The 26,804-nt window shown below is 66.0% G+C and carries 31 protein-coding genes; 15 read left to right on the top strand and 16 right to left on the bottom strand.

Annotated features, from left to right (window positions below; genetic code table 11):
- Positions 1 to 26 precede the first annotated feature (26 nt).
- Together I8J34_RS04750 and I8J34_RS04755 are read left to right on the top strand one after the other, a co-directional pair.
- Entirely contained in the window at positions 27 to 710 is a 684-nt protein-coding gene (locus tag I8J34_RS04750; protein WP_214360237.1) for a heavy metal response regulator transcription factor, read from the top strand.
- Complete coding sequence (locus I8J34_RS04755) at positions 707 to 2,095, top strand: heavy metal sensor histidine kinase (RefSeq protein WP_214360238.1); 1,389 nt, start codon at positions 707 to 709, stop codon at positions 2,093 to 2,095. Before I8J34_RS04750 ends, I8J34_RS04755 begins: the two co-directional genes overlap by 4 nt.
- Here the strand turns inward: I8J34_RS04755 and pepN are convergent, their stop codons facing one another.
- Entirely contained in the window at positions 2,096 to 4,759 is a 2,664-nt protein-coding gene (pepN, locus tag I8J34_RS04760; protein ID WP_214360239.1) for an aminopeptidase N, read from the bottom strand.
- Positions 4,760 to 4,971: 212 nt separating this feature from the next.
- On the opposite strand from pepN, the gene I8J34_RS04765 reads away from it, so the two are divergent.
- The 3 genes from I8J34_RS04765 to I8J34_RS04775 all read left to right on the top strand — a co-directional run bounded on the left by I8J34_RS04765 (position 4,972) and on the right by I8J34_RS04775 (position 7,418).
- The gene (locus I8J34_RS04765) at positions 4,972 to 5,397 is read left to right on the top strand and encodes a rubrerythrin family protein (protein ID WP_214360240.1); all 426 of its coding nucleotides are present in this window, start codon (positions 4,972 to 4,974) and stop codon (positions 5,395 to 5,397) included.
- Positions 5,398 to 5,470: 73 nt separating this feature from the next.
- Positions 5,471 to 6,820 carry a heterodisulfide reductase-related iron-sulfur binding cluster gene (locus tag I8J34_RS04770; RefSeq protein WP_214360241.1) on the top strand — a complete coding sequence of 450 codons (1,350 nt, stop codon included), beginning with the start codon at positions 5,471 to 5,473 and terminating at the stop codon, positions 6,818 to 6,820.
- A 13-nt stretch (positions 6,821 to 6,833) separates the two neighbouring features.
- Complete coding sequence (locus I8J34_RS04775; RefSeq protein ID WP_214360242.1) at positions 6,834 to 7,418, top strand: DUF3501 family protein; 585 nt, start codon at positions 6,834 to 6,836, stop codon at positions 7,416 to 7,418.
- Positions 7,419 to 7,485: 67 nt separating this feature from the next.
- On the opposite strand, the gene I8J34_RS04780 is transcribed toward I8J34_RS04775, so the two are convergent.
- The gene (locus I8J34_RS04780) at positions 7,486 to 9,045 is read right to left on the bottom strand and encodes a TRAP transporter large permease (RefSeq protein WP_214360243.1); all 1,560 of its coding nucleotides are present in this window, start codon (positions 9,043 to 9,045) and stop codon (positions 7,486 to 7,488) included.
- Positions 9,042 to 9,617: a TRAP transporter small permease subunit gene (locus tag I8J34_RS04785; protein WP_214360244.1), complete on the bottom strand. Its 576-nt coding sequence runs from the start codon at positions 9,615 to 9,617 to the stop codon at positions 9,042 to 9,044. The genes I8J34_RS04780 and I8J34_RS04785 overlap by 4 nt, the downstream gene beginning before the upstream one ends.
- A gap of 140 nt (positions 9,618 to 9,757) precedes the next feature.
- Between I8J34_RS04785 and I8J34_RS04790 the strand changes: the two genes are divergently transcribed.
- The 4 genes from I8J34_RS04790 to ribD all read left to right on the top strand — a co-directional run bounded on the left by I8J34_RS04790 (position 9,758) and on the right by ribD (position 13,365).
- A complete protein-coding gene (locus I8J34_RS04790) occupies positions 9,758 to 10,405 on the top strand; it encodes a histidine phosphatase family protein (RefSeq protein ID WP_214360245.1) in 648 nt (215 codons plus the stop codon).
- A gap of 77 nt (positions 10,406 to 10,482) precedes the next feature.
- The gene (gene glyA / locus I8J34_RS04795; RefSeq protein ID WP_214360246.1) at positions 10,483 to 11,733 is read left to right on the top strand and encodes a serine hydroxymethyltransferase; all 1,251 of its coding nucleotides are present in this window, start codon (positions 10,483 to 10,485) and stop codon (positions 11,731 to 11,733) included.
- A 52-nt stretch (positions 11,734 to 11,785) separates the two neighbouring features.
- Positions 11,786 to 12,259: a transcriptional regulator NrdR gene (gene nrdR / locus I8J34_RS04800; RefSeq protein WP_214360247.1), complete on the top strand. Its 474-nt coding sequence runs from the start codon at positions 11,786 to 11,788 to the stop codon at positions 12,257 to 12,259.
- Between the two features lie 8 nt (positions 12,260 to 12,267).
- Positions 12,268 to 13,365, top strand: a complete 1,098-nt coding sequence (ribD, locus tag I8J34_RS04805; RefSeq protein WP_214360248.1) for a bifunctional diaminohydroxyphosphoribosylaminopyrimidine deaminase/5-amino-6-(5-phosphoribosylamino)uracil reductase RibD — start codon at positions 12,268 to 12,270, stop codon at positions 13,363 to 13,365.
- On the opposite strand, the gene I8J34_RS04810 is transcribed toward ribD, so the two are convergent.
- The 5 genes from I8J34_RS04810 to gpmA are packed head-to-tail and all read right to left on the bottom strand — an operon-like array spanning position 13,350 to position 18,052.
- Entirely contained in the window at positions 13,350 to 14,105 is a 756-nt protein-coding gene (locus I8J34_RS04810) for a HesA/MoeB/ThiF family protein (protein ID WP_214360249.1), read from the bottom strand. The two genes, ribD and I8J34_RS04810, sit on opposite strands and share 16 nt — an antisense overlap.
- A 17-nt stretch (positions 14,106 to 14,122) precedes the next feature.
- Entirely contained in the window at positions 14,123 to 14,578 is a 456-nt protein-coding gene (locus tag I8J34_RS04815; RefSeq protein WP_214360250.1) for a hypothetical protein, read from the bottom strand.
- 30 nt (positions 14,579 to 14,608) lie between these two features.
- Positions 14,609 to 16,000: a S41 family peptidase gene (locus I8J34_RS04820; RefSeq protein WP_214360251.1), complete on the bottom strand. Its 1,392-nt coding sequence runs from the start codon at positions 15,998 to 16,000 to the stop codon at positions 14,609 to 14,611.
- 47 nt (positions 16,001 to 16,047) lie between these two features.
- Positions 16,048 to 17,298 (bottom strand): murein hydrolase activator EnvC family protein, encoded by a 1,251-nt coding sequence (locus I8J34_RS04825; RefSeq protein ID WP_214360252.1) that lies wholly within the window; start codon positions 17,296 to 17,298, stop codon positions 16,048 to 16,050.
- A gap of 4 nt (positions 17,299 to 17,302) precedes the next feature.
- Positions 17,303 to 18,052: a 2,3-diphosphoglycerate-dependent phosphoglycerate mutase gene (gpmA, locus tag I8J34_RS04830; protein ID WP_214360253.1), complete on the bottom strand. Its 750-nt coding sequence runs from the start codon at positions 18,050 to 18,052 to the stop codon at positions 17,303 to 17,305.
- A 116-nt stretch (positions 18,053 to 18,168) separates the two neighbouring features.
- Here gpmA and I8J34_RS04835 point away from each other — a divergent pair, with 116 nt between their 5' ends.
- From I8J34_RS04835 to I8J34_RS04860, 6 genes are read left to right on the top strand one after another with little or no spacing between them, the layout of a single operon-like run.
- A complete protein-coding gene (locus I8J34_RS04835; RefSeq protein ID WP_214360254.1) occupies positions 18,169 to 18,498 on the top strand; it encodes an ArsR/SmtB family transcription factor in 330 nt (109 codons plus the stop codon).
- Between the two features lie 21 nt (positions 18,499 to 18,519).
- Positions 18,520 to 18,936 (top strand): rhodanese-like domain-containing protein, encoded by a 417-nt coding sequence (locus tag I8J34_RS04840; RefSeq protein WP_214360255.1) that lies wholly within the window; start codon positions 18,520 to 18,522, stop codon positions 18,934 to 18,936.
- Between the two features lies 1 nt (position 18,937).
- Positions 18,938 to 19,207: a glutaredoxin 3 gene (gene grxC / locus I8J34_RS04845; RefSeq protein ID WP_214360256.1), complete on the top strand. Its 270-nt coding sequence runs from the start codon at positions 18,938 to 18,940 to the stop codon at positions 19,205 to 19,207.
- Positions 19,208 to 19,240: 33 nt separating this feature from the next.
- Entirely contained in the window at positions 19,241 to 19,702 is a 462-nt protein-coding gene (gene secB / locus I8J34_RS04850) for a protein-export chaperone SecB (RefSeq protein WP_214360257.1), read from the top strand.
- A 2-nt stretch (positions 19,703 to 19,704) separates the two neighbouring features.
- The gene (locus I8J34_RS04855) at positions 19,705 to 20,145 is read left to right on the top strand and encodes an SH3 domain-containing protein (protein WP_214360258.1); all 441 of its coding nucleotides are present in this window, start codon (positions 19,705 to 19,707) and stop codon (positions 20,143 to 20,145) included.
- Between the two features lie 60 nt (positions 20,146 to 20,205).
- Positions 20,206 to 21,189: an NAD(P)H-dependent glycerol-3-phosphate dehydrogenase gene (locus I8J34_RS04860; RefSeq protein WP_214360259.1), complete on the top strand. Its 984-nt coding sequence runs from the start codon at positions 20,206 to 20,208 to the stop codon at positions 21,187 to 21,189.
- A gap of 13 nt (positions 21,190 to 21,202) precedes the next feature.
- Here the strand turns inward: I8J34_RS04860 and I8J34_RS04865 are convergent, their stop codons facing one another.
- From I8J34_RS04865 to nifV, 8 genes are all read right to left on the bottom strand, one after another.
- Positions 21,203 to 21,667, bottom strand: a complete 465-nt coding sequence (locus tag I8J34_RS04865) for a tRNA (cytidine(34)-2'-O)-methyltransferase (protein ID WP_214360260.1) — start codon at positions 21,665 to 21,667, stop codon at positions 21,203 to 21,205.
- Positions 21,668 to 21,700: 33 nt separating this feature from the next.
- Entirely contained in the window at positions 21,701 to 22,477 is a 777-nt protein-coding gene (locus I8J34_RS04870) for a ComF family protein (protein WP_230411710.1), read from the bottom strand.
- Between the two features lie 90 nt (positions 22,478 to 22,567).
- On the bottom strand, positions 22,568 to 23,410 hold the full coding sequence (gene nifM, locus I8J34_RS04875) for a nitrogen fixation protein NifM (protein ID WP_214360261.1): 843 nt from the start codon (positions 23,408 to 23,410) through the stop codon (positions 22,568 to 22,570).
- A gap of 4 nt (positions 23,411 to 23,414) precedes the next feature.
- Positions 23,415 to 23,885: a nitrogen fixation protein NifZ gene (locus I8J34_RS04880; protein WP_230411711.1), complete on the bottom strand. Its 471-nt coding sequence runs from the start codon at positions 23,883 to 23,885 to the stop codon at positions 23,415 to 23,417.
- Between the two features lie 9 nt (positions 23,886 to 23,894).
- A complete protein-coding gene (gene nifW / locus I8J34_RS04885) occupies positions 23,895 to 24,236 on the bottom strand; it encodes a nitrogenase-stabilizing/protective protein NifW (RefSeq protein ID WP_214360262.1) in 342 nt (113 codons plus the stop codon).
- A 10-nt stretch (positions 24,237 to 24,246) separates the two neighbouring features.
- Positions 24,247 to 24,783, bottom strand: coding sequence for a hypothetical protein (locus I8J34_RS04890; protein ID WP_214360263.1), 537 nt, complete (start codon positions 24,781 to 24,783; stop codon positions 24,247 to 24,249).
- A gap of 10 nt (positions 24,784 to 24,793) precedes the next feature.
- On the bottom strand, positions 24,794 to 25,591 hold the full coding sequence (gene cysE, locus I8J34_RS04895; protein ID WP_214360264.1) for a serine O-acetyltransferase: 798 nt from the start codon (positions 25,589 to 25,591) through the stop codon (positions 24,794 to 24,796).
- Positions 25,591 to 26,715 (bottom strand): homocitrate synthase, encoded by a 1,125-nt coding sequence (nifV, locus tag I8J34_RS04900; protein ID WP_214360265.1) that lies wholly within the window; start codon positions 26,713 to 26,715, stop codon positions 25,591 to 25,593. Before nifV ends, cysE begins: the two co-directional genes overlap by 1 nt.
- Between the last annotated feature and the right edge of the window lie 89 nt (positions 26,716 to 26,804).

The following is a 26,804-nucleotide window of genomic DNA, read 5'->3' on the forward strand; positions in this document are numbered from 1 at the left end:
AAACCTTCTGATTCGGGAGGCGAACCATGCGCATCCTCATCGTCGAAGACGAGGCCAAGACCGGTGATTACCTCAAACAGGGGCTCACCGAGTCCGGCTATGTCGTCGACCTGGCCCGCGACGGCATGGACGGCCTGCATCTGGCACTGACCGGCGACTACGACCTGGTGATTCTCGACGTCATGCTGCCCAAGCTCGACGGCTGGCAGGTGTTGGAGACCGTTCGCCGCAGCGGACGGGACTTGCCAGTGCTATTCCTGACCGCCCGTGACCAGGTCGAGGATCGGGTCAAGGGCCTGGAACTCGGCGCCGACGACTACCTGGTCAAGCCCTTTGCCTTCGCCGAGCTGCTCGCGCGGGTGCGCACGCTCTTCCGCCGCGGACGCAATGGCACCGAACCGACCACGCTGGGCGCCGCCGATCTGGAACTGGATCTGCTGCGCCGGCGGGTAACCCGCGGCGGCCGGCGGATCGACCTCACCGCCAAGGAATTCAGCCTGCTCGAACTGCTCCTGCGCCGCCAGGGCGAGGTGCTGCCACGCTCGCTGATCGCCTCGCAGGTGTGGGACATGAATTTCGATTCGGACACCAACGTGATCGAGGTGGCGGTGCGCCGCCTACGTGCCAAGGTGGACGACCCCTTCGAACCCAAGCTGATCCATACCGTGCGCGGCATGGGCTACGTCCTGGAGGCGCCCGACGCCGCATGAGCCGCCACGCCTCGCTCACCGCGCGCCTCACCCTGCTCTTTGCCGCCGCCTCGAGCGCGGTGCTGCTCGCCCTCGGTCTGGTCATCGGCTCGGCCATGGAACGCCATTTCGAGGAGCAGGATGTCGACATCCTGTCGGCCAAGCTGGGGCTGATCGCCCATACCCTCCAGCAGCACCTGGGGGCCAAGCTACCCGAGCCGCTGCCGCCGATGCTCTCACATACCTTCATCGGCCACGAGGCCATGTCGGTGCGGGTGCTCGACGCCGACCAGGCACCGGTATTCGAGGCGGGTGACGCCCACTTCCCTGCCATGGCGCCCTTCCCCACGTCTGATGGCGGAGACGCGCGTCCCTTCGTCTGGACGCAGCAGGACACGGTGTACCGGGGGCTGGCCACACGCATCACCTTGCCCACGCAACCCGCCCGAGCGCTGACGGTGGCCGTGGCGATCGACATCGCCCACCACATCCAGTTCATGAACGCGTTCTCCTATACCTTGTGGGCTTTCGTGCTGGGCGCGGCTGCGCTGAGCGGGCTGCTCGGCTGGGTGGCCGCCCGGCGCGGACTCGCCCCACTGGCCGCGGTGGCGGCGCGCACCGCCTCGATCACCGCGCAACGGCTCGACGAGCGCCTGCCCGACGTCCAGCTGCCCGAAGAGTTGCGAACGCTGGTGGCCAGCCTCAACGCCATGCTGGCCCGGCTGCAGGAGGCATTCGCCCGCTTGTCGGACTTTTCCTCCGACCTCGCCCATGAGCTTCGCACCCCGATCAGCAACCTGATGACGCAGACCCAGGTGGCGCTGTCCCGGGAGCGCCCGGCCGAGGACTACCGGGAGATCCTCGCCTCGAATGCCGAGGAATTCGAGCGCCTCTCGAAGATGATCGCGGACATGCTCTTTCTGGCCAAATCGGAACACGGTCTGGTCATTCCCAACCGGGAGGCGGTCGACCTGCGCGCCGAGATGGCGGCGCTGTTCGATTTCTATGATGCGCTGGCCGAGGAAAAGGCGATCCGCCTAGTCATGAGCGGACAGGCCTCGGTGACCGGAGACCGCCTGATGCTGCGCCGCGCCTTGTCGAACCTGCTGTCCAACGCCGTGCGCCACGCATCGCCGGGCAGCACGGTCGACGTGGCGATTGAAACGGGTCACGACGGCGCCAGGGTACGCGTGCGCAATGCGGGCGACACCGTGCCGGCAGAGGCCCTGACACGCGTGTTCGAACGCTTCTACCGTGCCGACCCGGCCCGCCGCCACACCAGCGAGGGCGCCGGGTTGGGTCTGGCGATCACCCGCTCGATCGTCCTCGCCCATGGCGGGCGGATCGACGCCGACTCCGCCGACGGGGCAACCACCTTCACCATCCGCCTGCCAGCTTCCCCGTGATCAGGTGGCGTCGCCGAGCGCCTTCTCCAGCACCTCGCGCACATCTGCCGACAGCGCCTTGTCCGCCAACAGCGCCTTGATCTGCGCCTGCGCCGCGCTTTGCAGGGCCGGGGTGAGACGTCGCCAGTTCTCCAGCACCCGTGCCATGCGCGAGGCCACCTGCGGGTTGCGGCCGTTGAGGTCGCGGATGCGATCGGCCCAGAAGCGGTAGCCGGCGCCGTCGGCGCGGTGGAATTCGGCCGGGTTGGCGCGGAAGTAGGCACCGAACAGCGCATAGATCTTGTTCGGATTGCTCAGGCTGAAGGCGGGGTGGCCCATCAGCGCTTCGATGCGTGCCAGCGCCGGTTGGGCCGAGTCGATCCAGCGCCAGGCACCGGCCTGGATGGCGAACCACTTGTCCATCACCAGGGCGTCCTTGGCAAAGCGGCGCTCGAAGTCGGCCAGTGCGATCGCGGCCTCGGCGCTGGCCGGACTGTTGACCAGCGCGGCCAGGGCACCGAAACGGTCGGTCATGTGGCTCTCGCCGGTGGCGCGGGCCAGCGCCCGCTCGACGCCCTGGCTCACCCCGGCCGCACACAGGTAACGCAGCCCCAGGCTGCGCAGCGCGCGGCGGCCGGCGTCGGCCGGGTGGTAGCGGTAGTCGCCGGCGACTGCCAGGCGCGTGTCGAGCCCCAGCCAGCTGTCGGCCAGGCGCTCGCCGAGATGGCGCATCAGCACGATCAGCGCCCGGCGCAGGGCGACCGGATCGGCCGGGCTCATTTGCTCGAGCAGATAGGCTTCGGCCGGCAGCGTGAGCGCCACGGCACGGTAGGCCGGGTCGAGTTTTTCGTTGTGCAGCAAGGCGCCGAAGGCCGACATGAAGGGCTCGGGCACCTGCGGCAGCTCGCCCTTGGCGGCGTCGGCACTCATTGCCAGGATCACCCGCAGCATGTAGCGCTGGGCGGCATCCCAGCGGTTGAAGGGGTCCGAATCGTGGGCCATGCGGAAGGCCAGGCGGCGGTCGTCTTCCTCCAGTTCGAGGATCACCGGGGCGGAGAAACCGCGCAGCAGCGAGGGCACGGGTTCGGCGTCGATGCCTTCGAACACCAGCGTGGTCGTGGTGTCCTTGAGCTCGACCAGGCGGGTGGTGACGGTGCCGACGGCCTCGCCGGCCAGGGTCAGCGGCAGGTCGGCGCCCTTCGGGCCGATCAGGCCGAGCGCAACCGGAATGTGCAGTGGCGCGTCACCGTCCGGGCGCACTTGGGTGAGCGTGAGCGTGTATTGGCGCGCAGCGGCATCGAAGCGCCCCTCGGCACGCAGGCGCGGCGTGCCGCGCTGGCTGTACCAGCGCATGAACTGGTCGAGGTCCACGCCGTTGGCCTCGGACATGGCTTCGACGAAATCGTCGCAGGTCACCGCCTGGCCGTCGTGGTAGCTGAAGTACAGGTCCATGCCGTTGCGGAAGCCCTCGGCGCCGAGCAGGGTGTGCAGCATGCGGATCACCTCCGCGCCCTTCTCGTACACCGTGGCGGTGTAGAAGTTGTCGATGGCCTGGTATTCGTCCGGGCGGATCGGGTGGGCCATGGGGCCGGCGTCTTCGGGGAACTGGGCGGTACGCAGCACGCGCACGTCCTCGATGCGCTTGACCGCGCGGGCCGACTCGCCGCCGGCAGCAGCCAGCATGTCGGCCGAGAACTGCTGGTCGCGGAAGACGGTGAGCCCTTCCTTGAGGGTGAGTTGGAACCAGTCGCGGCAGGTGACACGGTTGCCGGTCCAGTTGTGGAAGTACTCATGCGCCACCACGCTTTCGATGTGCTCGTAGTCGACATCGGTGGCGGTCTCGGGCTTGGCCAGCACGAACTTGGCGTTGAAGAGGTTGAGCCCCTTGTTCTCCATGGCGCCCATGTTGAAGTCGCTGACGGCGACGATCATGTAACGGTCGAGATCGAGCTCCAGGCCGAAGGTGGCTTCGTCCCAGCGCATCGAGTGCACCAGCGAGTCCATGGCATGGCCGGCGCGGTCGAGGTTGCCGTCTTCGACCCACACCTGCAGCAGCACCTCGCGGCCCGAGCGGGTGGTCTCGCGGCGTTCGAGCACCACCAGGTCGGCCGCCACCAGGGCGAACAGGTAGCTGGGCTTGAGGAAGGGATCGTCCCACTTGGCGAAATGCCGACCATCGGCCAGATCGCCCGAATCGACGAGATTGCCGTTGGACAGCAGGACCGGGAAGGCGGCCTTGTCGGCCTCCAGCGTGACGGTGAAACGCGCCATCACGTCCGGCCGGTCGGGGTAGGCGGTGATGCGGCGGAAGCCCTCGGCCTCGCACTGGGTGTAGAGCCCGCCCCCGGAATGGTAGAGGCCGGACAGCTCGGTGTTGGCCGACGGATCGCAGCGGGTGACGACCTCGACCACCGCTTCGTCGGCGTCGTCGGGCAGATCGATCTCGAGGCCGGTATCGGTCTCGCGCACCGTCTCGGCCGGCGCGCCGTCGATCGTCAGCGACAGGCGCTCCAGCCCTTCGGCCATCAGCACCAGCGGCCCCGTACCCTGACGGCGGCAGCGCATGCGGTTGCGCACCACGGTGGCCGTCGCATCGAGCGTGAAATACAGATCCACGGCCTCCACGGTCCACGCCAGGGGCTGGTAGTCGGTACGGCGGATGGTCGGGGCGTGTTCGGTTTTCATGGGAGTCGCCTTGGCTGCGGCCGGAGGAATCGGAAGACCTGCAGTGTACCGGCGCAGCCTTGCAAATGCAGCCGGCCGCTGACGATAGCAGCTGCCTATGCCGACCATTGGTCATTCCAATTTCATCCAGCCCGGTGGCACACCTATGTTGAGACTACCTTCCGGCAGTGTTTGGCCGGTTTGGCGCCATCCGATCAACAGGGAGAACGACCATGCAACTCAAGGGAAGCAAGACCGAGGGCAATCTGAAAGCCGCGTTCGCCGGCGAATCGCAGGCCAACCGTCGCTATCTTTACTTTGCGAGCAAGGCCGACGTGGAGGGCTACAACGATGTGGCCGCCGTGTTCCGTTCCACCGCCGAAGGCGAAACCGGCCATGCCCATGGCCACCTGGAATATCTGGAGGCCTGTGGCGACCCGGCCACCGGCCTGCCCTTCGGCAGCACATCCGACAACCTGGCCACCGCCATTGCCGGCGAAACCCACGAGTACACCGACATGTACCCCGGCATGGCCAAGGAAGCCCGCGACGAAGGCTTCGACGAAATCGCCGACTGGTTCGAAACCCTGGCCAAGGCCGAGCGCAGCCACGCCAACAAGTTCCAGCGCACGCTCGACGAGGTCAAGGCCAACGCCTGAACCTGCCCCGCCGGTCCGCCCATGCGCGGCGGCCGGCCCATTTTCTCCGCTCCCACTCACCACGAGGTGCCCCATGGCGTCCAAGGGAACCGTGCGCGAAGGCAGTCTGGAAGCACCCACCCGCCACCCGCTCGACTGGAAGAACCCCGACTTCTGGGATGCCGCATCGCTCGACGCGGAACTGGAGCGCGTGTTCAACATCTGCCACGGCTGCCGGCGTTGCGTGAGCCTGTGCGGCGCGTTCCCGACACTGTTCGACCTGGTCGACGAGGGGCCGACCGGCGAGGTCGACGGCGTGCCCAAGGCGCGCTACGGCGAGGTGGTGGACCAGTGCTACCTGTGCGACATGTGCTACATGTCCAAATGCCCCTATGTGCCGCCGCACGAGTGGAATGTGGACTTCCCGCACCTGATGCTGCGCGCCAAGGCGGTCGAGCGGAAGACGAACGGTCCGCGCCTGCGCGACACGGTGCTCTCCTCCACCGACAAGACCGGTCTGTTCGCCGGCATCCCGGTCGTGACCCAGACCATCAACGCGGTCAATCGCAGCAAACCGATGCGCGCGCTGATGGAAAAGACGCTGGGCGTCGATGCCAAGGCCTGGCTGCCGAGCTTTGCCACGCGCAAGTTCCGCAGCGCAGCCGGCGAGGCCGCCTCCAGCGTGGTGAAGGTGGGCGAGCGCACGCCCGGCAAGGTGGTGCTGTTTTCGACCTGTTTCATCAACTACAACGAACCGGGCATCGGCCTCGACCTGGTGGCCATCCTCGACCACAACGAGATTCCCTGGCGGCTGGCGAAGAAAGAGGCCTGCTGCGGCATGCCCAAGCTCGAACAGGGCGACCTGGACGGCGTCGAGGCACTCAAGGCCATCAACATCCCGCAACTGGTGGCGCTGGCGCGCGAAGGCTACGCGATTCTCACCGGCGTGCCCTCCTGTACGCTGATGTTCAAGCAGGAGTTGCCGCTCATGTTCCCCGACGACGCGGACGTGCTGGCGGTGCGCGACGCCATGTGGGAGCCCTTCGAATACCTGGTGGCACGCCACCGCGACGGTCTGCTGAAGACCGATTTCAAGGACACCCTGGGCAAGATCGCCTACCACGTACCCTGCCACGGCCGGGTGCAGGCCATCGGCCGCAAGACCGAGGAGTTCCTCAAGAAGATCGCCGGCCTGGACGTCGACACCACCGAACGCTGCTCCGGCCACGCCGGCACCTTCGGCGTGAAGAAGGAGTTCCACGCCATGGCGATGAAAATCGGCCGGCCGGTGTTTCGCAAGATGGCCGAGTCCGAGCCCGACTTCATCAGCTCGGACTGTCCGCTGGGCGGCCATCATCTGGCCCAGGGCATCGCACAGAACCACCAGAAAACGCCGGAACTCGCCCACCCGATCAGCCTGGTGCGGCGCGCCTACGGCATCTGAAGGAGACCGACTCATGCCCCGACTGACCCGTGACGCGCTGTGGTCCCTCGAAACCTACGCCGAGCGCCGCCCCGCTTTCCGCCAGGAAGTGATGGCCCACAAGCGACGCCGGACCGTGCATCTGGGGCCGAACGTGACCTTGCTGTTCGAGGACGAGACCACCATCCGCTACCAGATCCAGGAGATGCTGCGCATCGAGCGCACCTTCGAGGCCGCCGGCATCCAGGACGAACTGGATGTCTACAACCCGTTGATTCCGGACGGCAGCAATCTCAAGGCGACGATGTTGATCAAGTACCCCGACCCGGCCGAGCGCGCCGCCCGCCTGCAAGCGCTGAAAGACATCGAGCGACAGGTATGGCTGCGCGTCGACGGCCACCCCAAGGTACTGGCCATCGCCGACGAAGACCTGGTGCGCGAGAATGAGATCAAAACCTCCTCGGTGCATTTCCTGCGCTTCGAACTGAGCGCACCGATGATCGCCACGCTGAAGGATGGCGCCGCGCTCGGCATGGGCATCGACCACCCAGCCTACACCGTGGCCGTCGGTGAAATCGCGCCGGAAACCCAGGTGTCGCTGGTGGCCGATCTGCGCTGACGGCGAAGCTATCCATCAATGAACAAGGGGCCTATCACGGCCCCTTGTTCGTTCTGCATGCTTGCGCCTACTTCTTCTCTTGCTCGCTGCCTTCGCGCAGCGCATCCATCAGCGCCGCGTTCGGATCCGGCTCGGCCGCCGGCGCGGCATCACTGTCCTGAAGGCTCGGGAAGGACGGCGTGTCGTAGGCGCCCGACCCCCCGTAGCTGTCCTGCTGGATGTTGATCTCGACGGCATCGAGGTCCACCTTTTCATGCTCTTCGAGGCCACCGGTCACCAGCTGCGGGAACACCAGGATCATGATCAGGGCGAAGACCTGGATGGCGATGAACGAGATCACGCCACGATAGATCTGCATCGTCTTGATGCCGGCAATGGTCTTGCCCGTCTGGGTGTCCTCATAGGCGGCCGCTGGCGCCACGCTGCGTAAGTAGAACAACGCGAAGCCGAACGGTGGCGTGAGGAAGGAGGTCTGCATGTTCATGCCGACCAGCACCAGGAACCACACCATGTCGATGCCCAGCTTCTCGGCCACCGGTGCGAACAAGGGCAGCAGGATGAAGGCGATCTCGAAGAAGTCGATGAAGAACCCGAGGATGAACACCAGCAGGCTGACCACCACCAGGAAGCCCCACTGGCCGCCCGGCACCAGGCTGAACAGGTGCTCCACCCACAGGTCGCCATTCACCGCCCGGAAGGTCAGGGCGAAGATGGTCGAACCAATGAGGATGAACATCACGAAGGTGGCCAGGTTGGCCGTGGTGTCCAGCGCGCTGCGCACCATTTCGTAGTTCAGCCGCTTGCGGATGCCGGCCAGCGCCAGCGCGCCGACGGCACCCATCGCACCGCCTTCAGTCGGCGTGGCCAGACCGATGAAGATCGTACCCAACACCAGGAAGATCAGCACCACCGGCGGCACCATGGCCACCAGCACGCGCGCAAGCAGCGCCTTCCCTTGCAGGGTACGGGCCTCCTTGGGCAGCGCCGGCACCGCATCGGGCTTGATGATCGTCAGCACGAAGATGTAGAGCACCAGCAGCCCGACCAGCATCAGTGACGGGATGATCGCGCCGGCGTAGGCATCGCCCACCGACACGCCCAGCACGTCGGCCAGCACGATCAGCACCAGCGACGGCGGGATGATCTGCGCCAGCGTGCCCGAGGCGCAGATGACGCCGGCAGACACTTCACGCGAGTAGCCGTAGCGCAACATGACGGGCAGCGAGATCAGGCCCATCGAGATCACCGAGGCCGCCACCACGCCGGTGGTCGCCGCCAGCAGCGCGCCGACGAAGATCACCGCATAGGCGATGCCGCCGCGGATCGGACCGAACAGCTGGCCGGCCGATTCGAGCAGATCCTCGGCCATGCCGCTGCGCTCGAGGATGATGCCCATGAAGGTGAAGAACGGAATGGCCAGCAGCGTGTCGTTGGACATGATGCCCAGCACCCGTTCGGGCAGCGCCTGCAGCAGCGCCGGCGTCAGCAGGCCCAGCTCGATGCCGACGAAACCGAAGAACAGACCGTTGGCGGCGAGCGCAAAGGCCACCGGGAACCCGCTGAGCAGGAAGATGACCAGCGAGCCGAACATGATCGGAGCCATGTTTGCAATCAGGAACTCCGTCATTTCGTGCCCTCCTGAGCATCACCACTTGCCGCCACACCATGTTCGACCGGCTTCTCGAGCGGATCGGGGCCCGCACCTACCAGGAAGGCCACCCGCTTGATCAATTCGGACAGGGCCTGCAAGGCCAGCAGGGCGAAGCCCACCGGGATCAGCAAGCGCACCGGCCAGCGGATCAGGCCGCCGGCGTTGGAGGACTCCTCCATGTTCACGTAGGAATCGACGAAACCGGGCCACGACATCCACATGATCATCACGGCGACCGGAATCAGGAAGACGACGATGCCGATCACGTCCACCCAGTTGCGGCCCTTGGCCGACATCCGGTTGGAGATCAGGTCGATGCGCACATGCTGGTTGCGCAGCAGCGTATAACCCGCACACAACATGAACACCGCGGCATACAGATACCACTGCACTTCGAGCATGGCATTCGAACTGAGGCTGAAGCCGTAACGACTGAACGCATTTCCGGCACTGATCACCGACGCGGCCAGCACCAGCCAGATCGAGAATCGACCAACGCGCGTGTTGATCCAATCGATCAGCGCGGCAAGTTTTAGTAATAAGGACACGAACAGCCCCCTCCCGACTCGTTTTAGAATGGCCGAACTCCAACCTTCGAAATCCGGCTTTCGACGGGCCGCATTATCCGGGCTCAGCCCGAAAAGGCATATCAGGGGAAACGCCTAAGCAGCGCACCCCGACCGACCCCATGACACTCAGCCTGCGCATCTGCCTCGTCCGCCATGGCGAAACCGACTGGAACGCCCAACGTCGCCTGCAAGGCCATACGGACATTCCCTTGAACCACACCGGGCGGGCCCAGGCCGAAGCCACCGCGGCCCTGCTCGCCCCGCTGCACTTCGACGCCGCCTACACCAGCGACCTGTCCCGCGCCGCCGACACCGCACTAGCCATCGGCCGGCGCCGCGGCCTGGATGCCACACCGCTGGCCGCCCTGCGCGAGCGCCACTATGGCGCCTTCCAGGGGCTGACCTACGACGAGGCACGCGCCCGCCACCCGGCCGCCTACGCCCATTTCGAAGCGCGCACCCCCGATGTCGCCCTTCCTGACGGAGGCGAAAGCCTGCGCGCCTTCGCCGCGCGCATCACCGGCGCGCTTGACACCCTCGTCTGCCGCCATGCCGGCCAGCAGATTCTGGTGGTCGCCCACGGCGGCGTGCTCGACATCGTCCATCGCATCGCCAGCGGGCGAGCGCTGCATCTACCACGCGACTTCAAGATCCCGAACGCTGCACTCAACTGGATCCGCCACGACGCGCCGGACACATGGGTCATCGAGCGATGGGCCGAACAGGCCCACCTGGATCGTGCCCGCGACGAATTGCCCAACAGCTGATCCCCGCTGGCACTGGGAATTTCACCCAGGCTGCGTGATAGAATCCGCTTTTGACCCAGCCATGTAGACCCAAGACCATGTTTTCCAAGCAAAACACGCTCGCCAAAGCCGATCCGGACCTGTGGGAGGCCATCCAGGCCGAGAACCGCCGTCAGGAAGCCCACATCGAACTGATCGCCTCCGAGAACTATGTGAGCCACGCGGTCATGGAAGCCCAAGGCTCCCAGCTGACCAACAAGTACGCCGAGGGCTATCCCGGCAAGCGCTACTACGGTGGCTGCGAGCATGTCGACGTGGCCGAGCAGCTGGCCATCGACCGCGCCAAGGCCTTGTTCGGCGCCGACGCAGCCAACGTGCAGCCCAACTCCGGCTCGCAGGCCAACCAGGCCGTGCTGATGGCCTTCCTCAAACCAGGCGACACCATCATGGGCCTGAGCCTGGCCGAAGGCGGCCACCTCACCCACGGCATGGCGCTCAATATGAGTGGCAAGTGGTTCAACGTGGTGTCGTATGGCCTGAACGAAAAAGAAGCCATCGACTACGACGCCATGGAGCGTCTGGCCCATGAACACAAACCCAAGCTGATCATCGCCGGCGCCTCGGCCTACTCGCTGCGCATCGACTTCGAGCGCTTCGCCAAGGTCGCCAAGGCCGTCGGCGCCATCTTCATGGTCGACATGGCCCACTACGCCGGCCTGATCGCCGCCGGGTTCTACCCCAACCCGGTGCCGCATGCCGACGTGGTCACCACCACCACCCACAAGACCCTGCGCGGCCCGCGCGGCGGCCTGATCCTGATGAAAGCCGAGCACGAGAAGGCCATCAACTCGGCCATCTTCCCCGGCCTGCAAGGCGGCCCGCTGATGCATGTCATCGCGGCCAAGGCAGTGGCCTTCAAAGAGGCGATGAAGCCGGCCTTCAAGAACTACCAGGAGCAGGTCATCGCCAACGCCCGCGTCATGGCGCGCGTGCTGGGTGAAGAGCGCGGCCTGCGCATCGTCTCCGGCGGCACCGAAAGCCACGTCTTCCTGGTCGACCTGCGCAACAAGCATGTCACCGGCAAAGTGGCCGAAGCCGCGCTGGGCATGGCGCACATCACGGTCAACAAGAACGCCATCCCCAACGATCCGGAAAAGCCCTTCGTCACCTCCGGCATCCGCCTCGGCTCGCCGGCCATGACGACCCGCGGCTTCACCGAGATCGAAGCCGAGAAGATCGCCCATCTGGTGGCCGACGTGCTCGACGCGCCGGACGACACCGAGAACCTCGAGCGGGTGCGCAAGCAGGTCGCCGACCTGTGCGCCAAGTTCCCGGTCTACGGCGACTGATCCTTGCCGCAACGGGTGCCCCGGCGCCCGTTGCGGCGGATGAGCATCACTCATGAAGTGCCCCTTCTGCGGCGACCCCTCGACCCAGGTCACCGATACCCGTGAGAACGAGGACGGCGACATCGTTCGCCGTCGCCGGCGCTGCGTGAAGTGCGACAAGCGCTTCACCACCTATGAGCGCATCGACCTCAAGATGCCGCTCATCGTCAAGCGCAACGGGCACCGGGCCGAATTCGACCGCAGCAAGGTACTCGCCAGCATGACGCTGGCGCTGCGCAAACGCCCCGTACCGGTCGAGGACATCGAGGCCGCCGCGGGCCGAATCGAAGGCCGCCTGCTGGCCATGGGCGAGCGGGAGCTGCCCTCGGTCAAGGTCGGTGAACTGGTCATGCGCGAGCTCAAGAAGCTCGACAAGGTGGCCTATGTGCGCTTCGCCTCGGTGTATCGCAATTTCGAGGATGTGGACGCCTTCTCCGAAGCCGTCCGCGAGGTGACACGCCGCTCACGCGGCACCAAGACCGACTGACCTTTCCCATGGCATTTTCCGCGCTCGACCATCAGCACATGGCCCGTGCGCTGCAACTGGCCGAACGGGGGCTGACCACCACCTCGCCCAATCCGCGCGTCGGCTGCGTCATCGCCCGCGACGATCAGAGACTCGGCGAAGGCTGGCACCAGCGCGCCGGCCAAGCGCATGCCGAGGTGTATGCCCTGCGCGCCGCCGGTGATCGCGCGCGCGGCGCAACCGCCTACGTCACGCTGGAACCCTGCGCCCACCATGGCCGCACCCCGCCCTGCGCCGACGCGCTGATCGCCGCCGGCGTGGCACGAGTCGTCGTCGCCATGACCGACCCCAACCCGCTGGTCGCCGGCCAGGGGCTGGACCGCATCGTCCATGCCGGCATCGTCGCCGAGGTCGGCCTGCTGGGCGACGAAGCGCACGAGCTCAACATCGGCTTCGTCTCGCGCATGACTCGCGCCCGGCCGTGGGTACGCCTCAAGGCGGCCAGCACGCTGGATGGCAAGACGGCACTGGCCAACGGCATCAGCCAGTGGATCACGGGCCCTGCCGCACGCACCGACGGCCATCGCTGGCGCGCGCGAGCCTGCGCCATCCTGACCGGCTTCGGCACCGTCCGCGCCGACGACCCCCAACTCACCGTACGCGACGTGCCCTGCGACCGGCAGCCCTTGCGGGTGCTGGTGGACGCCCGCTTCGAGGTCAGCCCGACGGCACGCTTGTTCAACGGCGATCCGGTGCTGGTGGTCATCGCCGAACCGAATCCGGAAAAAGCCGCCGCACTCGCCGGGCGCAATGTCGACACCTTGTTGCTGCCCAATGCGCACGGCAAGGTCGATCTGCCGCTGCTACTGACCGCATTGGCCAGTCGGGGCATCAACGAACTGCATGTGGAGGCAGGCTTCAAGCTCAACGGCTCGCTGCTGCGCGAAGGGTGTGTGGACGAACTGCTGCTATACACCGCGCCGATGCTGGTCGGCGATGCGGCCCAGGGGCTGTTCAACCTGCCCGAACTGAGCACCCTGACGCAAGCGCATCGCCTGACATGGCGCGACATCCGCCAGGTCGGCAACGACACCCGCTGGATCGGCCGCTTTCAGCGCGGCGGCTGAGCACACACGGCGCAGGCCGGGTCCTTGGTCAGGCCGATGCTGCGCCATTCCATGTTCAAGCCGTCGAGCAACAGCACCCGCCCGGCGAGCGACGTGCCGACACCGGCCAGCAGCTTGAGTGCCTCGGCCGCCTGCGCGGCGCCAATGATGCCGGTGGTCGGCGCGAAGACCCCCATCACCGCGCAGCGCACCTGCTCGACATCTTCCCCTTCCGGAAACAGGCAGTGGTAACAGGGGCTGTCGTCGGTGCGCAGATCGAACACCGACAACTGGCCGTCGAAACGGATCGCAGCCCCCGACACCAAGGGTGTGCGATGGGCATGACAGGCCCGGTTGATGGCATGGCGCGTCTCGAAGTTGTCAGAGCAATCGAGCACCACGTCGGCCAGCGCCACTTCCCGCATGAGCGCCTCTCCAGCCAGTCGCAGCGCGAACGGCACCACCTCGACCTCGGGATTGAGGCGGCCCAGCGTGGCGCGACCGGACTCGACCTTGGGCCGGCCGACCGCCTCGGCGGTATGCAGGATCTGGCGCTGGAGATTGGTCAGGTCAACATCATCGTCGTCAACCAGCACCAGGGTTCCCACCCCCGCCGCCGCCAGATACATGGCGGCCGGCGAACCGAGTCCGCCGGCGCCGACCACCAGCACCCGGGCATCGACAAAGGCCTGCTGGCCCTCTACGCCGATTTCGGGCAGCAGGATATGGCGGCTGTAGCGCAGCAGTTGGTCGTCGTTCATGGCGTGGGACGCAGAGGCTATTTGTAGTCGCGCAACTCGACCGGCGTTTCGTCGTGATCGCCGTGCGGATGGTGATCGTAGACGTTGATATAGACCTCGTTGGACTGCTTGATCAGTCGCTCGGGCGAGGCGATGTTGTGCCGTTGCGTTTCTTCGCTGAAATACACCAGGGCGCGCACCAGCTTCACATACAAGGAGTTGTCCAGATGGAAGCCGGCGTCACGTAGCGCGTTTTCGAGCAGTTCGAGCGAATAATCGATGACCGAATATTCCACCTCGAGATGCAGGGGCCGCGCACCAGGCGTGACCTTGAGGTCGCGCAACCGGCGCAGGGCAGCCAGCGCGCGGTCGACCTGCCCGGGGGGCAGCGGACGGAAACGGATCTCACGCGTCTTGATCAGCCCGCTGGCCCCGGCGCCCACATGGGACTCATGCCGCCTGCCTGCCAGCTTGTAGGCCGTTTCCCGGCGCATGATCACCCCCGCTGCGTCATGGTTATTCGATTACTTCGCATTCTGGACGATCTCGCGCCCCTTGAGAAGATTCAATGCCTGCTGGAACTGGAAATCCTCCTCGCTGGCCGGCTCGATCCGCTTGGGCAAGGCCTCGTCGCCCGACGCCTCTTCCGAGGCCGCGCGCGCCGCCTCACGGGCCGCCGCGGCCTTGCGTTCGGCTTCCGGATCCTTGTCGTTCTCAAGGTGGCCGCGCAGGTCCGCTTCGCGAACGCGCAGCTGGGCCGACTTGTCCTGCGGATCCTCGACGGTGTAGTCCGGCTCAATCCCCTTGGCCTGGATGGAGCGGCCACCTGGCGTGTAGTAGCGCGCGGTGGTCAGCTTGATCGCCGTGTTGTTGGTCAGCGGCAGAATGGTCTGTACCGAGCCCTTGCCGAAGGTCTGGGTTCCCAGCACCTTGGCCCGCTGGTGATCCTGCAGCGCGCCCGCCACGATCTCCGAGGCCGAGGCCGAACCGCCATTGACCAGTACGACCATCGGCACATTCTTGACCGCCGCCGGCAGGTCTTTCAGGAAATCGGTCCGGGTGCCGCGCAGATAGTCATCCGGCGTGGCCAGATACTTACGTTTGGCGTCCGGCGTGCGGCCATCCGTCGACACCACCAGCGCCTCCGGCGGCAGGAAGGCCGCTGCCACACCGACCGCGCCATGCAGCAAACCACCCGGGTCATTGCGCAGATCGAGCACCAGCCCCTTGAGCGGCTCCTTGGCATACAGCTTGGTCAGATGCTCGGCCAGCGACGCCGCGGTCGCCTCCTGGAATTGAACCACCCGCAGGTAACCATAGCCCGGCTCGACCAGCTTCGACTTGACGCTGCGCACCTTGATGATCTCGCGCACGATGGTCACCACCAGCGGCTTCTCATCGCCTTTGCGCACGATGGTCAGGACGATCTTGGTGTTCGGCTTGCCGCGCATCTGCTTGACGGCATCGCCCAGGGTCATGCCCTTGACCGGCGTGTCATCCAGCTTGACGATCAGGTCGCCGGCCTTGATGCCGGCGCGGAACGCGGGCGTGTCCTCGATCGGCGAGATGACCTTGACGAAGCCATCCTCCATGCCCACCTCGATGCCGAGGCCGCCGAATTCGCCTTGCGTGCCGACCTGCAGATCCTTGAACGCATCGGCATCGAGATAGGCCGAATGCGGATCGAGCCCGCTGAGCATGCCGCTGATGGCATCGGTGAGCAGAGCCTTGTCCTCGACCGGCTCGACATAGCCCTGCTTGATGGCGTTGAACACATCGGCCAGCGCGCGCAACTCCTGCATCGGCAAGGGCGCCAGCGCGGCCTTGTCGGCATTGGCCGGGAAATTCAGACTGATCAGGACGCCCGCACACATACCGGTGAAGATCAGTCCAAACTGCTGCAGTTTGCTACGCATGACTACTCCAAACGAAGGGACGCCGCCTCCTGGCGCGCCCCGGGAATTCAGTTCAGGCGGATCCAGTCCATCGGATCCACGGCACGCCCCTGATGGCGGATCTCGAAGTATAGCCCCGGCTCCGGATTTCCTCCGCTGTCACCGGCCGCGGCCAGCACATCGCCGGCCGACACACGCTCGCCGTTGGACTTGAACAGCGCCTCATTGTTTCCGTACACCGTCAAATATCCCTGGCCATGATCGATGATGATGAGATTTCCGAAGCCGCGCAACCAATCGGAGAAAACCACCTCGCCATCGGCCACCGCGTGCACCTCGTCGCCATTGTCGGCGCGGATGAAGATGCCTTTCCAGGTCGTCCCGCCCGCAGCGCGGTCGGCGCCGAAGCGACCCACCACCTGACCTTTGAGCGGCGCCTTGAGCTGACCGCGCAGGGCGGCGAACGCCTTGCCGCGTGCGCTCTGATCGGCGCTTTGCCTGGACGACGCCACCACTGGCTCGCTCGGCGCCTCCGTCGTCCTCGGCGGGGTCGGTCGAGGGCGGGCCCGGGCCTTGGCCAACTCGATCATCAAGGCCCGCAGCCGCGCTTCGTCGCGCTGCAGGCTGACAACCTCGTCCTTCTGGGTTTTCAATTCCTTCGCCAGCTCGGCCAGGATCTGTCCGCGCCGATCCCGTTCCTTCTTGAGTTCGGCCAGCTCGCGCCGTTGTTCGGCCTCGAGTCGGGCAACCTCGGCGCGGTGCGCCTCGGCCGTTTCCTGCTGGCGGGCCTGGAGCGCCATGGCCTCGCGCAAACGGCTCACGATGGCCTGCTTTTCGCGCCCGATCTGCTCCAGGTAGTAGGCATCGCGCGCCAGTTGATTGGGCTCGCGCGCACTGAGCAGATAGCCGACCCCCGGTTCGCCGCCATGCTGGTAGTAGCTGCGCAGCCAGTCGGCCAGCGCTGCACGCCCGGCCTCGATCCGGGACTGCGTCTGACGCAGGGCGGCTTCGATCTGCGCCACGGCCTCGTCCGCCGCCTTGCGCTCGCGCACCCGTTCGCGCACGCGCCGCAGGATTTTCGACACCGCGACATCGGCCTGCTTGAGCGCTTTGGCGGCATCCGAATGGGTTGACTCGGTGTCCGCCACCTCGGCTTCGGCCGCGCGCAGTTTCGCCTTGACCGCGTCCAGCTCGCTACGCGAAGCGGCGATACGCGCCGTGGCCTCGTCGGCACCGGCAAGACCCGGCATGACGACGAGCGCCAGCGTCAGCGCGATCGCCGTCATGGGCCGCCAGCGCTTGGCGGCAGAGGGGCTCACTGTGTCAGACCTTGGCTTTGCCCTGCCCCGCCACCGCAGCAGCGGCGGCCTTGATGGTGTCGGCATCGGCCAGGTAGTCGCTGCGGATCGGGCGCAGATTGGCGTCGAGTTCATACACCAGCGGCTGGGCCGTGGGAATGTTGAGGCCGACGATGTCGGCATCGCTCACGCCGTCGAGATACTTGATCAGGGCGCGCAGGCTGTTGCCGTGCGCCGCGATCAGGATCCGGTCGCCGGCCAGCACGCGCGGCACGATCACCGTTTCCCAGTAAGGCACCACCCGCGCCACGGTGTCTTTCAGGCACTCGGTGCGAGGGAAGCGATCGGCAGGCAGACTAGCGTAGCGCGGATCGTCCGGCGTCAGACGGGCGTCGCCGGCCTCCAGCGCGGGCGGCGGCACGTCGTAGGAGCGGCGCCACTGCAGCACCTGGTCGTCGCCATATTTGGCGGCGGTCTCGGCCTTGTTCAGCCCTTGCAGCGCGCCATAGTGACGCTCGTTGAGCCGCCACGAATGCTCGACCGGCAACCACAGCGCATCCATGCGCTCGAGCACCAGATTCAGCGTCTTGTTCGCCCGCTTGAGCACCGAGGTAAAAGCCACGTCGAAGGCAAAGCCCTTCTCGCGCAACAGGTCGCCGGCGACGCGCGCCTCCTCCACGCCTTTTTCGGTCAGATCAACGTCGGTCCAGCCGGTAAACCGGTTTTCCTTGTTCCAGGTGGACTCTCCGTGGCGAAGCAATACGATCTTGTACATGAGGGGCTATCAACTCGCTAGGGTGGTTAAGACGGGTTCTTGCGTCGCGCCAAGTCGCCGCTACGGCAAAAAATGGTATTTTATTACATTCATCTTTGTCGAATCGATCGCCGATCGTGAATAGTCATCCCATTGTTGATCTGATCGGCAAGACCGAGCAGATCGAAACCGCCGCACGGGCCCTCAAGGCCATCTCCCACCCGCTCAGGCTCAAGATCCTGTGCGTGATCGGTGAAGGAGAGGTCTGCGTCCAGGACATCGTCGAGGCCGTCGGCACCTCCCAGAGCAACATTTCCCAGCACCTGGCCATTTTGCGTGACAAGGGTGTCTTGCTCACGCGCAAGGACGCCAACCGTGTTTACTACCGGGTCGGCGATCAGCGCACCTTGCAGCTGATCGTCCTGATGCGCGAAGTCTTCTGCGGCGAAGCGCCGGCCCAATCCTGACATTTCGAGAAGGAAATTTCCGTGGAGTTTTTGCAGCAAAATTGGTACTGGGCAGCCCTCGCGGTCGCCAGCGGCGCCTTCCTGGTGATCGAGACCCTGCGCCAGCGCGGCGACAGCAGCAGCCTGTCACCGGTGCAGGCTACCCTGATGATCAACCGCGAAGACGCCACCGTGATCGACGTGCGCGAGCAGAACGAGTTCATCCAGGGCCACATCCCGAACGCCCGCCACATCCCTCTCTCCGCCCTGGACAAGCGGACGGCCGAACTGGAAAAACTGAAACAACAACCGATCATCGTATGCTGCGCGTCCGGCGCACGCTCGAGTGCGGCCATGGCCACACTGCGCAAGCTCGGCTGCGAAAAAGTGTTCAACCTCCGCGGTGGCATTGCCGGCTGGCAGCAAGCGGGCCAACCCGTCTCGCGCAAGAGGAAATAACATGGTCGCTCGCATCCGCATGTACGCCACGCTCGGCTGCCCCTACTGCGTGCGTGCCGAAGCCCTGCTCAACCGCAAGGGCGTCACCGACATCGAAAAGATCCGTGTCGATCTCGATCCGGCTCGTCGGCAGGAAATGATGATGATCACCGGCCGGCGCACCGTGCCGCAGATCTTCATCGACGACATGCACGTGGGCGGCTGCGACGAGCTCCATGCGCTCGACCAGGCAGGCAAGCTCGATCCGCTTCTGAATGCCGAAGCGGCCTGAACGATTCATTCCAATCTGACACAAGGCAGAACCATGACCGAAAACACCCAACCCGTCTTCACCATCGAAAAGCTCTACATCCGCGACCTGTCGGTCGAAGTGCCCAACGCACCGACGATCTTCCTGGATCGCGAAACACCGCAGATCAATGTGCAGCTGCGCACCGACAGCAAGGGCATCGACGAAGGCGTGTACGAAGTGGTCCTGACCGTCACGGTGACCGCCAAGATCGGTGAAGAGAAAACCGTGTTCCTGGTCGAAGCCGCCCAGGCCGGTATTTTCCAGATCCGCAACGTGCCCGAGTCCGATGTCGAACCGATCATGATGATCGGCTGCGCCAACATCCTGTTCCCCTACGCCCGCGAAGCGATCTCCGACGCCGTCACCCGCGCCGGCTTCCAGCCGGTGCTGCTGGCTCCGGTCAACTTCGAGGCAATCTACCAGGCCCGTCAGCAGGAACAGCAGAACGCCGGCCAGGACGTACCGGTCCAGTGAGCATGCGCGCCCACCGTCTCTTCGCGCTGATCCTGGCCGGTGCCGCGTGCGCGCCGGCCATGGCGCTCGATTTCCGGTCGACGGCGGGCCCGGCCATCCTGTACGACACCCCGTCGGCCCAAGGCAAGCGGGTCTTCGTGGTGTCGGCAGGCAGCCCGCTGGAAGTCATCGTGACGCTCGAAAAGTGGGTCAAGGTGCGCGACCGCGAAGGCCACCTGGCCTGGATCGAGCGCAGCGCCCTGGCCGACGGGCAAACCGTTGTGGTGACCGCCGAGCGCGCGGTCGTCCATCAGCAGGCCGCCACCGATGCGCCGAAGAGCTTCGAAGCCTCGCGCGGCGTCATCCTCAACGTATCCGGCCCGGCCACGGGCACCTGGCTGCCGGTTCGCCATGCCGACGGCGATCGCGGATTCATCCGTCGGGTCGACGTCTGGGGCCACTAGCATTCGCGGTCGGGCGGCGTTCGCGGCCCGGCCTCTTCGCAATCAGACACCGGGGTGAACATGCAGATCACGGTCTATGGCGCCGGCGCCTGGGGCACGGCTCTGGCAATCGCCTACGCCAATTCGCACCAGGTGACCCTTTGGGGGCGCGACACCGAGGCGTTGGCACGCTGCGCCATCGAACGCACCAACCACGCCCTGCTGCCGGACGCGCCCTTTCCCGACGCGCTGGTGCTCGAGCCCGATCTGCACCGCGCCGGCCAGGGGGCGGACCTGCACCTGGTCGTCACGCCCGTGGCCGGCCTGCGCGCCGTTGCCCGGCATCTTGCGGCCGAAAAGGTCACCGCCCCGCTGATCTGGGCCTGCAAGGGCTTCGAATCCGGCACCGGCAAGCTCCCGCATCAAGTCGTCGACGACGAGTTGGGCACCGAGTACCCCTGTGGCGTGCTGACCGGCCCGAGCTTTGCCGCCGAAGTCGCTGCCGGCCTGCCTACCGCCATCACCCTGGCCGCCCGTGACACGACCCAGGCGGCCGCCTGGGTGGCCGAACTGCACCAGCCGCGCCTGCGCTTGTACGACAACGACGACCTGATCGGTGCCGAGGTCGGCGGTGCGGTCAAGAACGTGATGGCCATCGCTGCGGGCGTCTCGGACGGTCTCGGCTTCGGCCTGAACAGCCGCGCCGCGCTGATCACCCGCGGTCTGGCCGAAATGGCGCGCCTGGGCGTTGCGCTCGGCGCCCGCCAGGAAACCTTCATGGGACTGGCCGGCATGGGCGACCTAGTGCTGACCTGCACCGGCGATCTGTCGCGCAACCGCCGCGTCGGCCTCGCACTGGCCGAAGGCAAGCCGTTGGCGCAGATTCTGCACGATCTGGGCCATGTCGCCGAAGGCGTGCTGACCACGCGCGAGACGGTCGCTCTGGCACATCGCCATCAGGTGGAAATGCCGATCACCGAAGGGGTCGACGCCCTGCTCTCGGGTACCTTGAGCGCGCGCGAAGCGGTCGAACGCCTGCTCGCCCGCGATCCGCGCAGCGAGTGACGGGCCAGGGTGTCTACACGCCGCCCTCGAACCCCTGTTGACGCCAGGCTTCGTAGGCCACCACCGCCACCGCGTTAGACAAGTTAAGACTGCGGTTGCCGGCGCGCATCGGGATGCGTACCCGCTGCTCGTCGGACAGCATGGCGAGCATGTCCTCGGGCAGGCCGCGCGTTTCGCAACCGAACAGCAACACGTCGCCCGGCACGTAGCGCACCTCGCCGAACCAGCGGCCACCGCGGGTGGTCAGGGCGTGAAGCTGGCCGCCGGGAACGCATGCACGAAACGCGGCCCAGTCGGCATGGGTCTGCACATGTGTGAGCTGGTGATAGTCGAGCCCGGCCCGCGCCAGCGCCTTGTCGGACATGTCGAAGCCGAGTGGCTCGATCAAATGCAGGCGCGCGCCGACATTGGCACTGAGGCGAATGACGTTGCCTGTATTGGGCGGAATTTCCGGCTGATAGAGAACGATATGGAACATGGGGCGGCATTGTGCCCGCAGCGCCTGCACGGATCAACGCAAGGGCGTGCGGGCGATCACCAGATTGCACACCGATGCGGCGCCGGCCCGCTTCAGGCACAGCGCCAGCGCGTCGAGCGTGGCGCCGGTGGTCATCACATCGTCGATGATCAGCACGCGCGCGCCGTCGAGCTTCGCCTCGCAGGAGAAGGCATGCCGCAGGTTCTTCCGGCGTGCTGACAGCGCAAGCCCCACCTGGTCATCGGTGCGGCGCAGGCGGGCAACGCCGCGCGTCACCAGCGCAATTTCCCAGGCCTGGGCCAGCGGGCGGGCGATTTCCACCGCCTGATTGAAGCCCCGCTCCGCCAGCCGCGCCGGATGCAGCGGCACCGGCACGATCACATCGACCGATGGCCGCGCCACCGCACCGACGACATACTGCGCCAGCGCATCCGCGACGCCGAAATCGCTGGCGTACTTGAGCCGCTGAATGAGACGGTCGACGGGATAGTCGTAGCTGAACAGTGCCGTGGTGCCGTCGAACGCCGGGGGCCGCTTCAGACACCGCCCGCAAGTCTCACCACCGGTACCGGGCAATGCGCAGCGAGGACACGCCGACAGGCACATCGGCAGATCGCGGCGGCAGCCCGCGCACAGCCCTTCCGGGTGTCGCGTGCTGGCGCACAGCACACACTGTCGTGGCCACCATCGCTGCACGATGCCACCGATTTGACGCCGCCACCGCCCCACCCGGTTCGAGACAGCCTTCATCAATCCTCGCGCACTCACGGCCACCATGACTCGAAGTGCGCCATTCTCGCCGAAGATCAAGCGATTTGCATATTGACGCCCTCCCGGCACGGCGGGCGCAAAGTATCGTTGTCCCCGCGCGGGCAGTCCTCGCTCGGCATCGCAACATGCTCAAGGAACCTCAGCCACCTCCGCCGCATCACACGCTGACAGACTGCGCAACCACGCCCGGCAGTTGCTCTCCCGGCGCCGTTCCGTCAGCGCGGCGACGATGCGTGGCGCCACCTCGTCGAACGGGACCGGACCCCACGGGAGAATCTCGTCACAGCGCACCACGTGCAGCCCGACCGGAGACTCGACGATGTCGCTCAGCTGGTCCTGCGCCAGGGCGAAGGCCACCGCCTCGATGTCAGGGAAAAGCTGACCCCGGCGGACGGTCCCCAGCGAGCCAGCCTGCATGGCGGTCGGGCAATGCGAGTACTGAAGCGCAGCCTCGCCGAACCGAGCGGACGAAAGTGCCTGCGAACGCACGTGGGACAGTACCTTGCACGCGGTGACGCGTTCGGCGGCCGTATCGTAGGTCACCAGCACATGGCTCAGCCGGCGGGCTTCCGGTCGGTCGAACGAGGCCGGATGCGCACGGTAGTAGAGCTCGGCATCGACCAGACTGGCAGGGGGCGTGCGGGCCGCGACTTTCTCGATCACGGCTTCCACCCGCAACTCTCGGTACAGGGCGTCATGGACCATCGCTTCGTCCAGCCCATTGTCGGCCAGATCGGCATGGAACTCGTCCCCCACGGCGTAGCGACTCCGGATCTGCGCGAAATGCTCCTGCACCACGCGGTCGGGCACCACCACGCCCGCGGCCTCCATCGTGTTGAGGACCTGTTGCTCCAAGTCTGCCTGGCGACGGGCAACGCACTGCACGCGCTCGCTCTCGACCTCGGAGAGCCCACTCGGCGGCTTGCGAAAAAGCCGCCAGGCCAGTTTGAATTGCAGGTAGGCGATGCCCATCGTATCAATCCTCCGCGGGAGCGCCAGCCGACGCCGGTTGAAGCAGGTCTTCGGAAATCTGCAGCACGCGACCGGCCAGGACATCGAAATGCACGTGGTAGGCCACGCCCCCGGGCGCATCGCGCAGCACCTTGACGACTTCCCCGACGGCCTGTCGGGGCACCAGCACGGCCCCATTGATCGACAAGCCCTTGGCCGCAAGCACCTTGTCGCGGAACTCGAAACGCGAGGGCGTCCATGGATCGTCGGCGTCGATCAGTTCTTCCTCGCGACAGCCGACGATGCGGCCTTCATCGAGGAAGTTCACCGAGTAGATGACCTGATCCTGCAGGAAGGTACCCACATCGACGACGTAGCCGACACTGCCCCGGCGCACCAGCGGCGCGCCCGGATCGAGCCCCGGAAACGTGCCGTCGTTGCGGACGTTGCGGGTCAGTCGCACGGCCGCCCCATAGTCCCATCGCGCGTTCAGCATGTCGCCCCCTCAGGCCTGAAATACCTTGTCGATGGAGACGAACGACGTGGTACCGCCCGACGCGTTCGGCGCATGCTGGAACACGGCGAAAACCTTCTCGGTCTGGGCATCGGAGACCACGAAATCCTGATAGGCGCGTGCCAGCCACCCGGCGTACACGGCGCGTGCCGCCGCGTCGTCGTCGGGCATCTGCGGCACATGGCGGGTCAGGTAGTCGTGAAAGCGCTGCAGAATGTGCAGCCGGTTGACCTGCACCACCGCAGGCTCGTAGGGCACCTCGAAATAGGCGAGAAAGTCCTCGGCAGAACTCAGTTCGTCAAAGGCTTCGTCGAGACTCAGCGTGTTCTCCATGGGGGGCTCCTCAGGCGGCGATCTTGGCCGGTTCGTGCTCGGCCGGGGCGGACGGGTTCTGGAACTCGTCGATGACTTCGAGCAACCGGGCAACGCCAAGCTGGTCGCGCGACTCGAAACTGGCCAGTTTGGCGAGCCGGGCGCGCGATTCATCCACGCGGCGCAGGCGCAGCAACACCACGCTGGCAGCCTTCAAGGCAAACAGATAGAAACGCAGCAGGCCAAAGGAACGCTGCGCGGCAGTGCCGAAGTGCGCGTCGTCGAAAGCCCGCCAGTCGGTCGGCAGTCCCAGCTGTCGGCCCGACACGTTCATCGCCCGCTCGGCCACCAGCAGTGCGTCGTCGAGCCGGTGTTGGTAGAAGTAGTAGCGGTACAAGCCCACCAGCACGGTGAGATTTTCAGGCACTTCCAGATGCGCTCTGAGCAGGGCAATCTCGGCACTGTCTTGCCCGTATTCGCGCGCGGCCTGGTTCAGCAAGGCTTCGGCGCGCGCAGGAAGCGGGTCCTCGAAATAGAGCGTGCAGTCGGTGAAATCGAGTAGATCCATGGGGGTTGCCTCACATGATCGCTTCGTCTTGGGGATGCCGGGTGTCGCTCTCGCAACACAACTCGCCGGCCGAGCACACAGCGCACTCTTCGTGGCGGCCGGGCAGCGGTTCATGGCGCAGCGCAGCCAGTTCGCCCTCCAGCGTTTCGATGCGCTCAAGGAGGCACGACAGGGATTTGGCGACCGGATCGGGCATCAGGTGATGATTGAGATCGATGCCGTCGTCACGGGTATCGGCACGGCGCGTTTCGACGATGCGGCCAGGAATCCCGACCACCGTCCGTTCGGCCGGGACGTCCTTGATGACCACCGAGTTGGCGCCCACCCGCACCCGCTCGCCAACGCGGATCGGACCCAGTACCTTTGCCCCGGCGCCGACCACCACACCGTCGGCAAGCGTCGGGTGGCGCTTGCCCCGCCTCGACGAAGTGCCGCCGAGGGTGACGCCGTGGTAGAGCGTCACATCGTTGCCCACCTCGGCGGTTTCCCCAATCACCACCCCGGCGCCATGATCGATGAAAAGGCGCCGACCGATGACGGCCCCCGGATGGATGTCCACATTGGTCACCGCGCGCGCCAGAAAGGCCAGGAAGCGGGCACCGAACCGCCATCCGGAGCGCCACAGGCGATGCGACAGCCGATGGGCGAGAACGGCATGCACGCCCGGATAGGTCACGAGCACCTCGACGGTCGAGCGCGCCGCCGGGTCTCGTTCGAACACACAGGCAAGGTCCTCTCTCAGCGTGGCCCACAGACCGACTGCCGGCCCCTCCGCTGTCTTGCTGTCCGCGGTCAATGTATCGAGCATCAGGACACCTCGGCGAGCAGGTGGAACAAATCGGCGTTGTCCGGCGCGTGCTTGTGGTGGGTCACGAAGCTGCGCACCCGCGGCAGCAAGCGGATCGCATCGGCATCGTCGAGGCTCACCCCGAGACCCGCATACACCACCTGCACGGCATGCGCGCCCGAGTGCTTGCCGAGCACGATGCGATGGGCCTGCCCGACTTCGGCGGGATCGAATCCCTGATAGTTGTCGGGATGCTTCAGCAGGCCGTCCACATGGATACCGGCCTCATGGGTAAAGGCCCCGGCGCCGACGATGCTCTTGTGCCAGGGGACGGCGCGGCCCGACGCATGGGCGACACAGGCCGACAGTGCCGGAAAGGCGCGCAGGTCGACCCCGGTATTGCGCCCATACAACTTGGCCAGGGTCAGCACCACCTCCTCCAGCGGGGCGTTACCGGCCCGCTCGCCGAGACCGTTGACCGTGGTGTTCACATGGGTCGCGCCGGCCATGCATGCCGCCAGCGTGTTGGCCGTCGCCAGCCCCATGTCGTCATGGGCGTGCATCTCGATTTCCAGATCGGTGGACGCGCGCAACCGGCCGATGCGCGCATGGGTCGAAAACGGTTCCAGAATGCCGAGGGTGTCGGCAAAGCGCAGCCGCCGCGCGCCCGCCCGCTGGGCGGTCTCGGCCAATTGGCACAGAAAGTCGACATCCGCACGCGACGCGTCTTCACAGCCCAGCCCGACGTCCAGCCCCAGCGCCCGCGCGGTGGCAATGGTGCGAGGCAGGGCATCGAGCAACCACTGCCGGTCGCGGTGCAGTTTGTGCGCCAGGTGCTGGTCGGAGGCGGGAACGGAGATATCCACCATATGCACGCCGAGCCCGGCGCAGGCGGCCAGATCGTCCTCGCGCATGCGACTCCACACCATCAAGCGCACCGGCAGGCCCAGCTCGGCGACGGCACGGATCCCCGCTCGTTCTTCCTCGCCCATGGCGGGGATGCCGACTTCCAGCTCCGGCACGCCGATGGCCGCCAGCTGGCGCGCGATCTCCAGCTTTTCATCGAGTGAAAACGCCACCCCGGCCGACTGTTCGCCGTCGCGCAGGGTCGTGTCATTGACGATGATGTCGATAGCCGGGGTCATGGCATCCTCCTTGCCCGTTCCTTAGCAAGGCCGATGCCACTCCACAAGTCTTTGTTAAATAGACGCTTTACTGCCGACCCTTGGTGAAT

Source organism: Denitromonas iodatirespirans, assembly GCF_018524365.1.
Lineage (GTDB): Bacteria > Pseudomonadota > Gammaproteobacteria > Burkholderiales > Rhodocyclaceae > Nitrogeniibacter > Nitrogeniibacter iodatirespirans.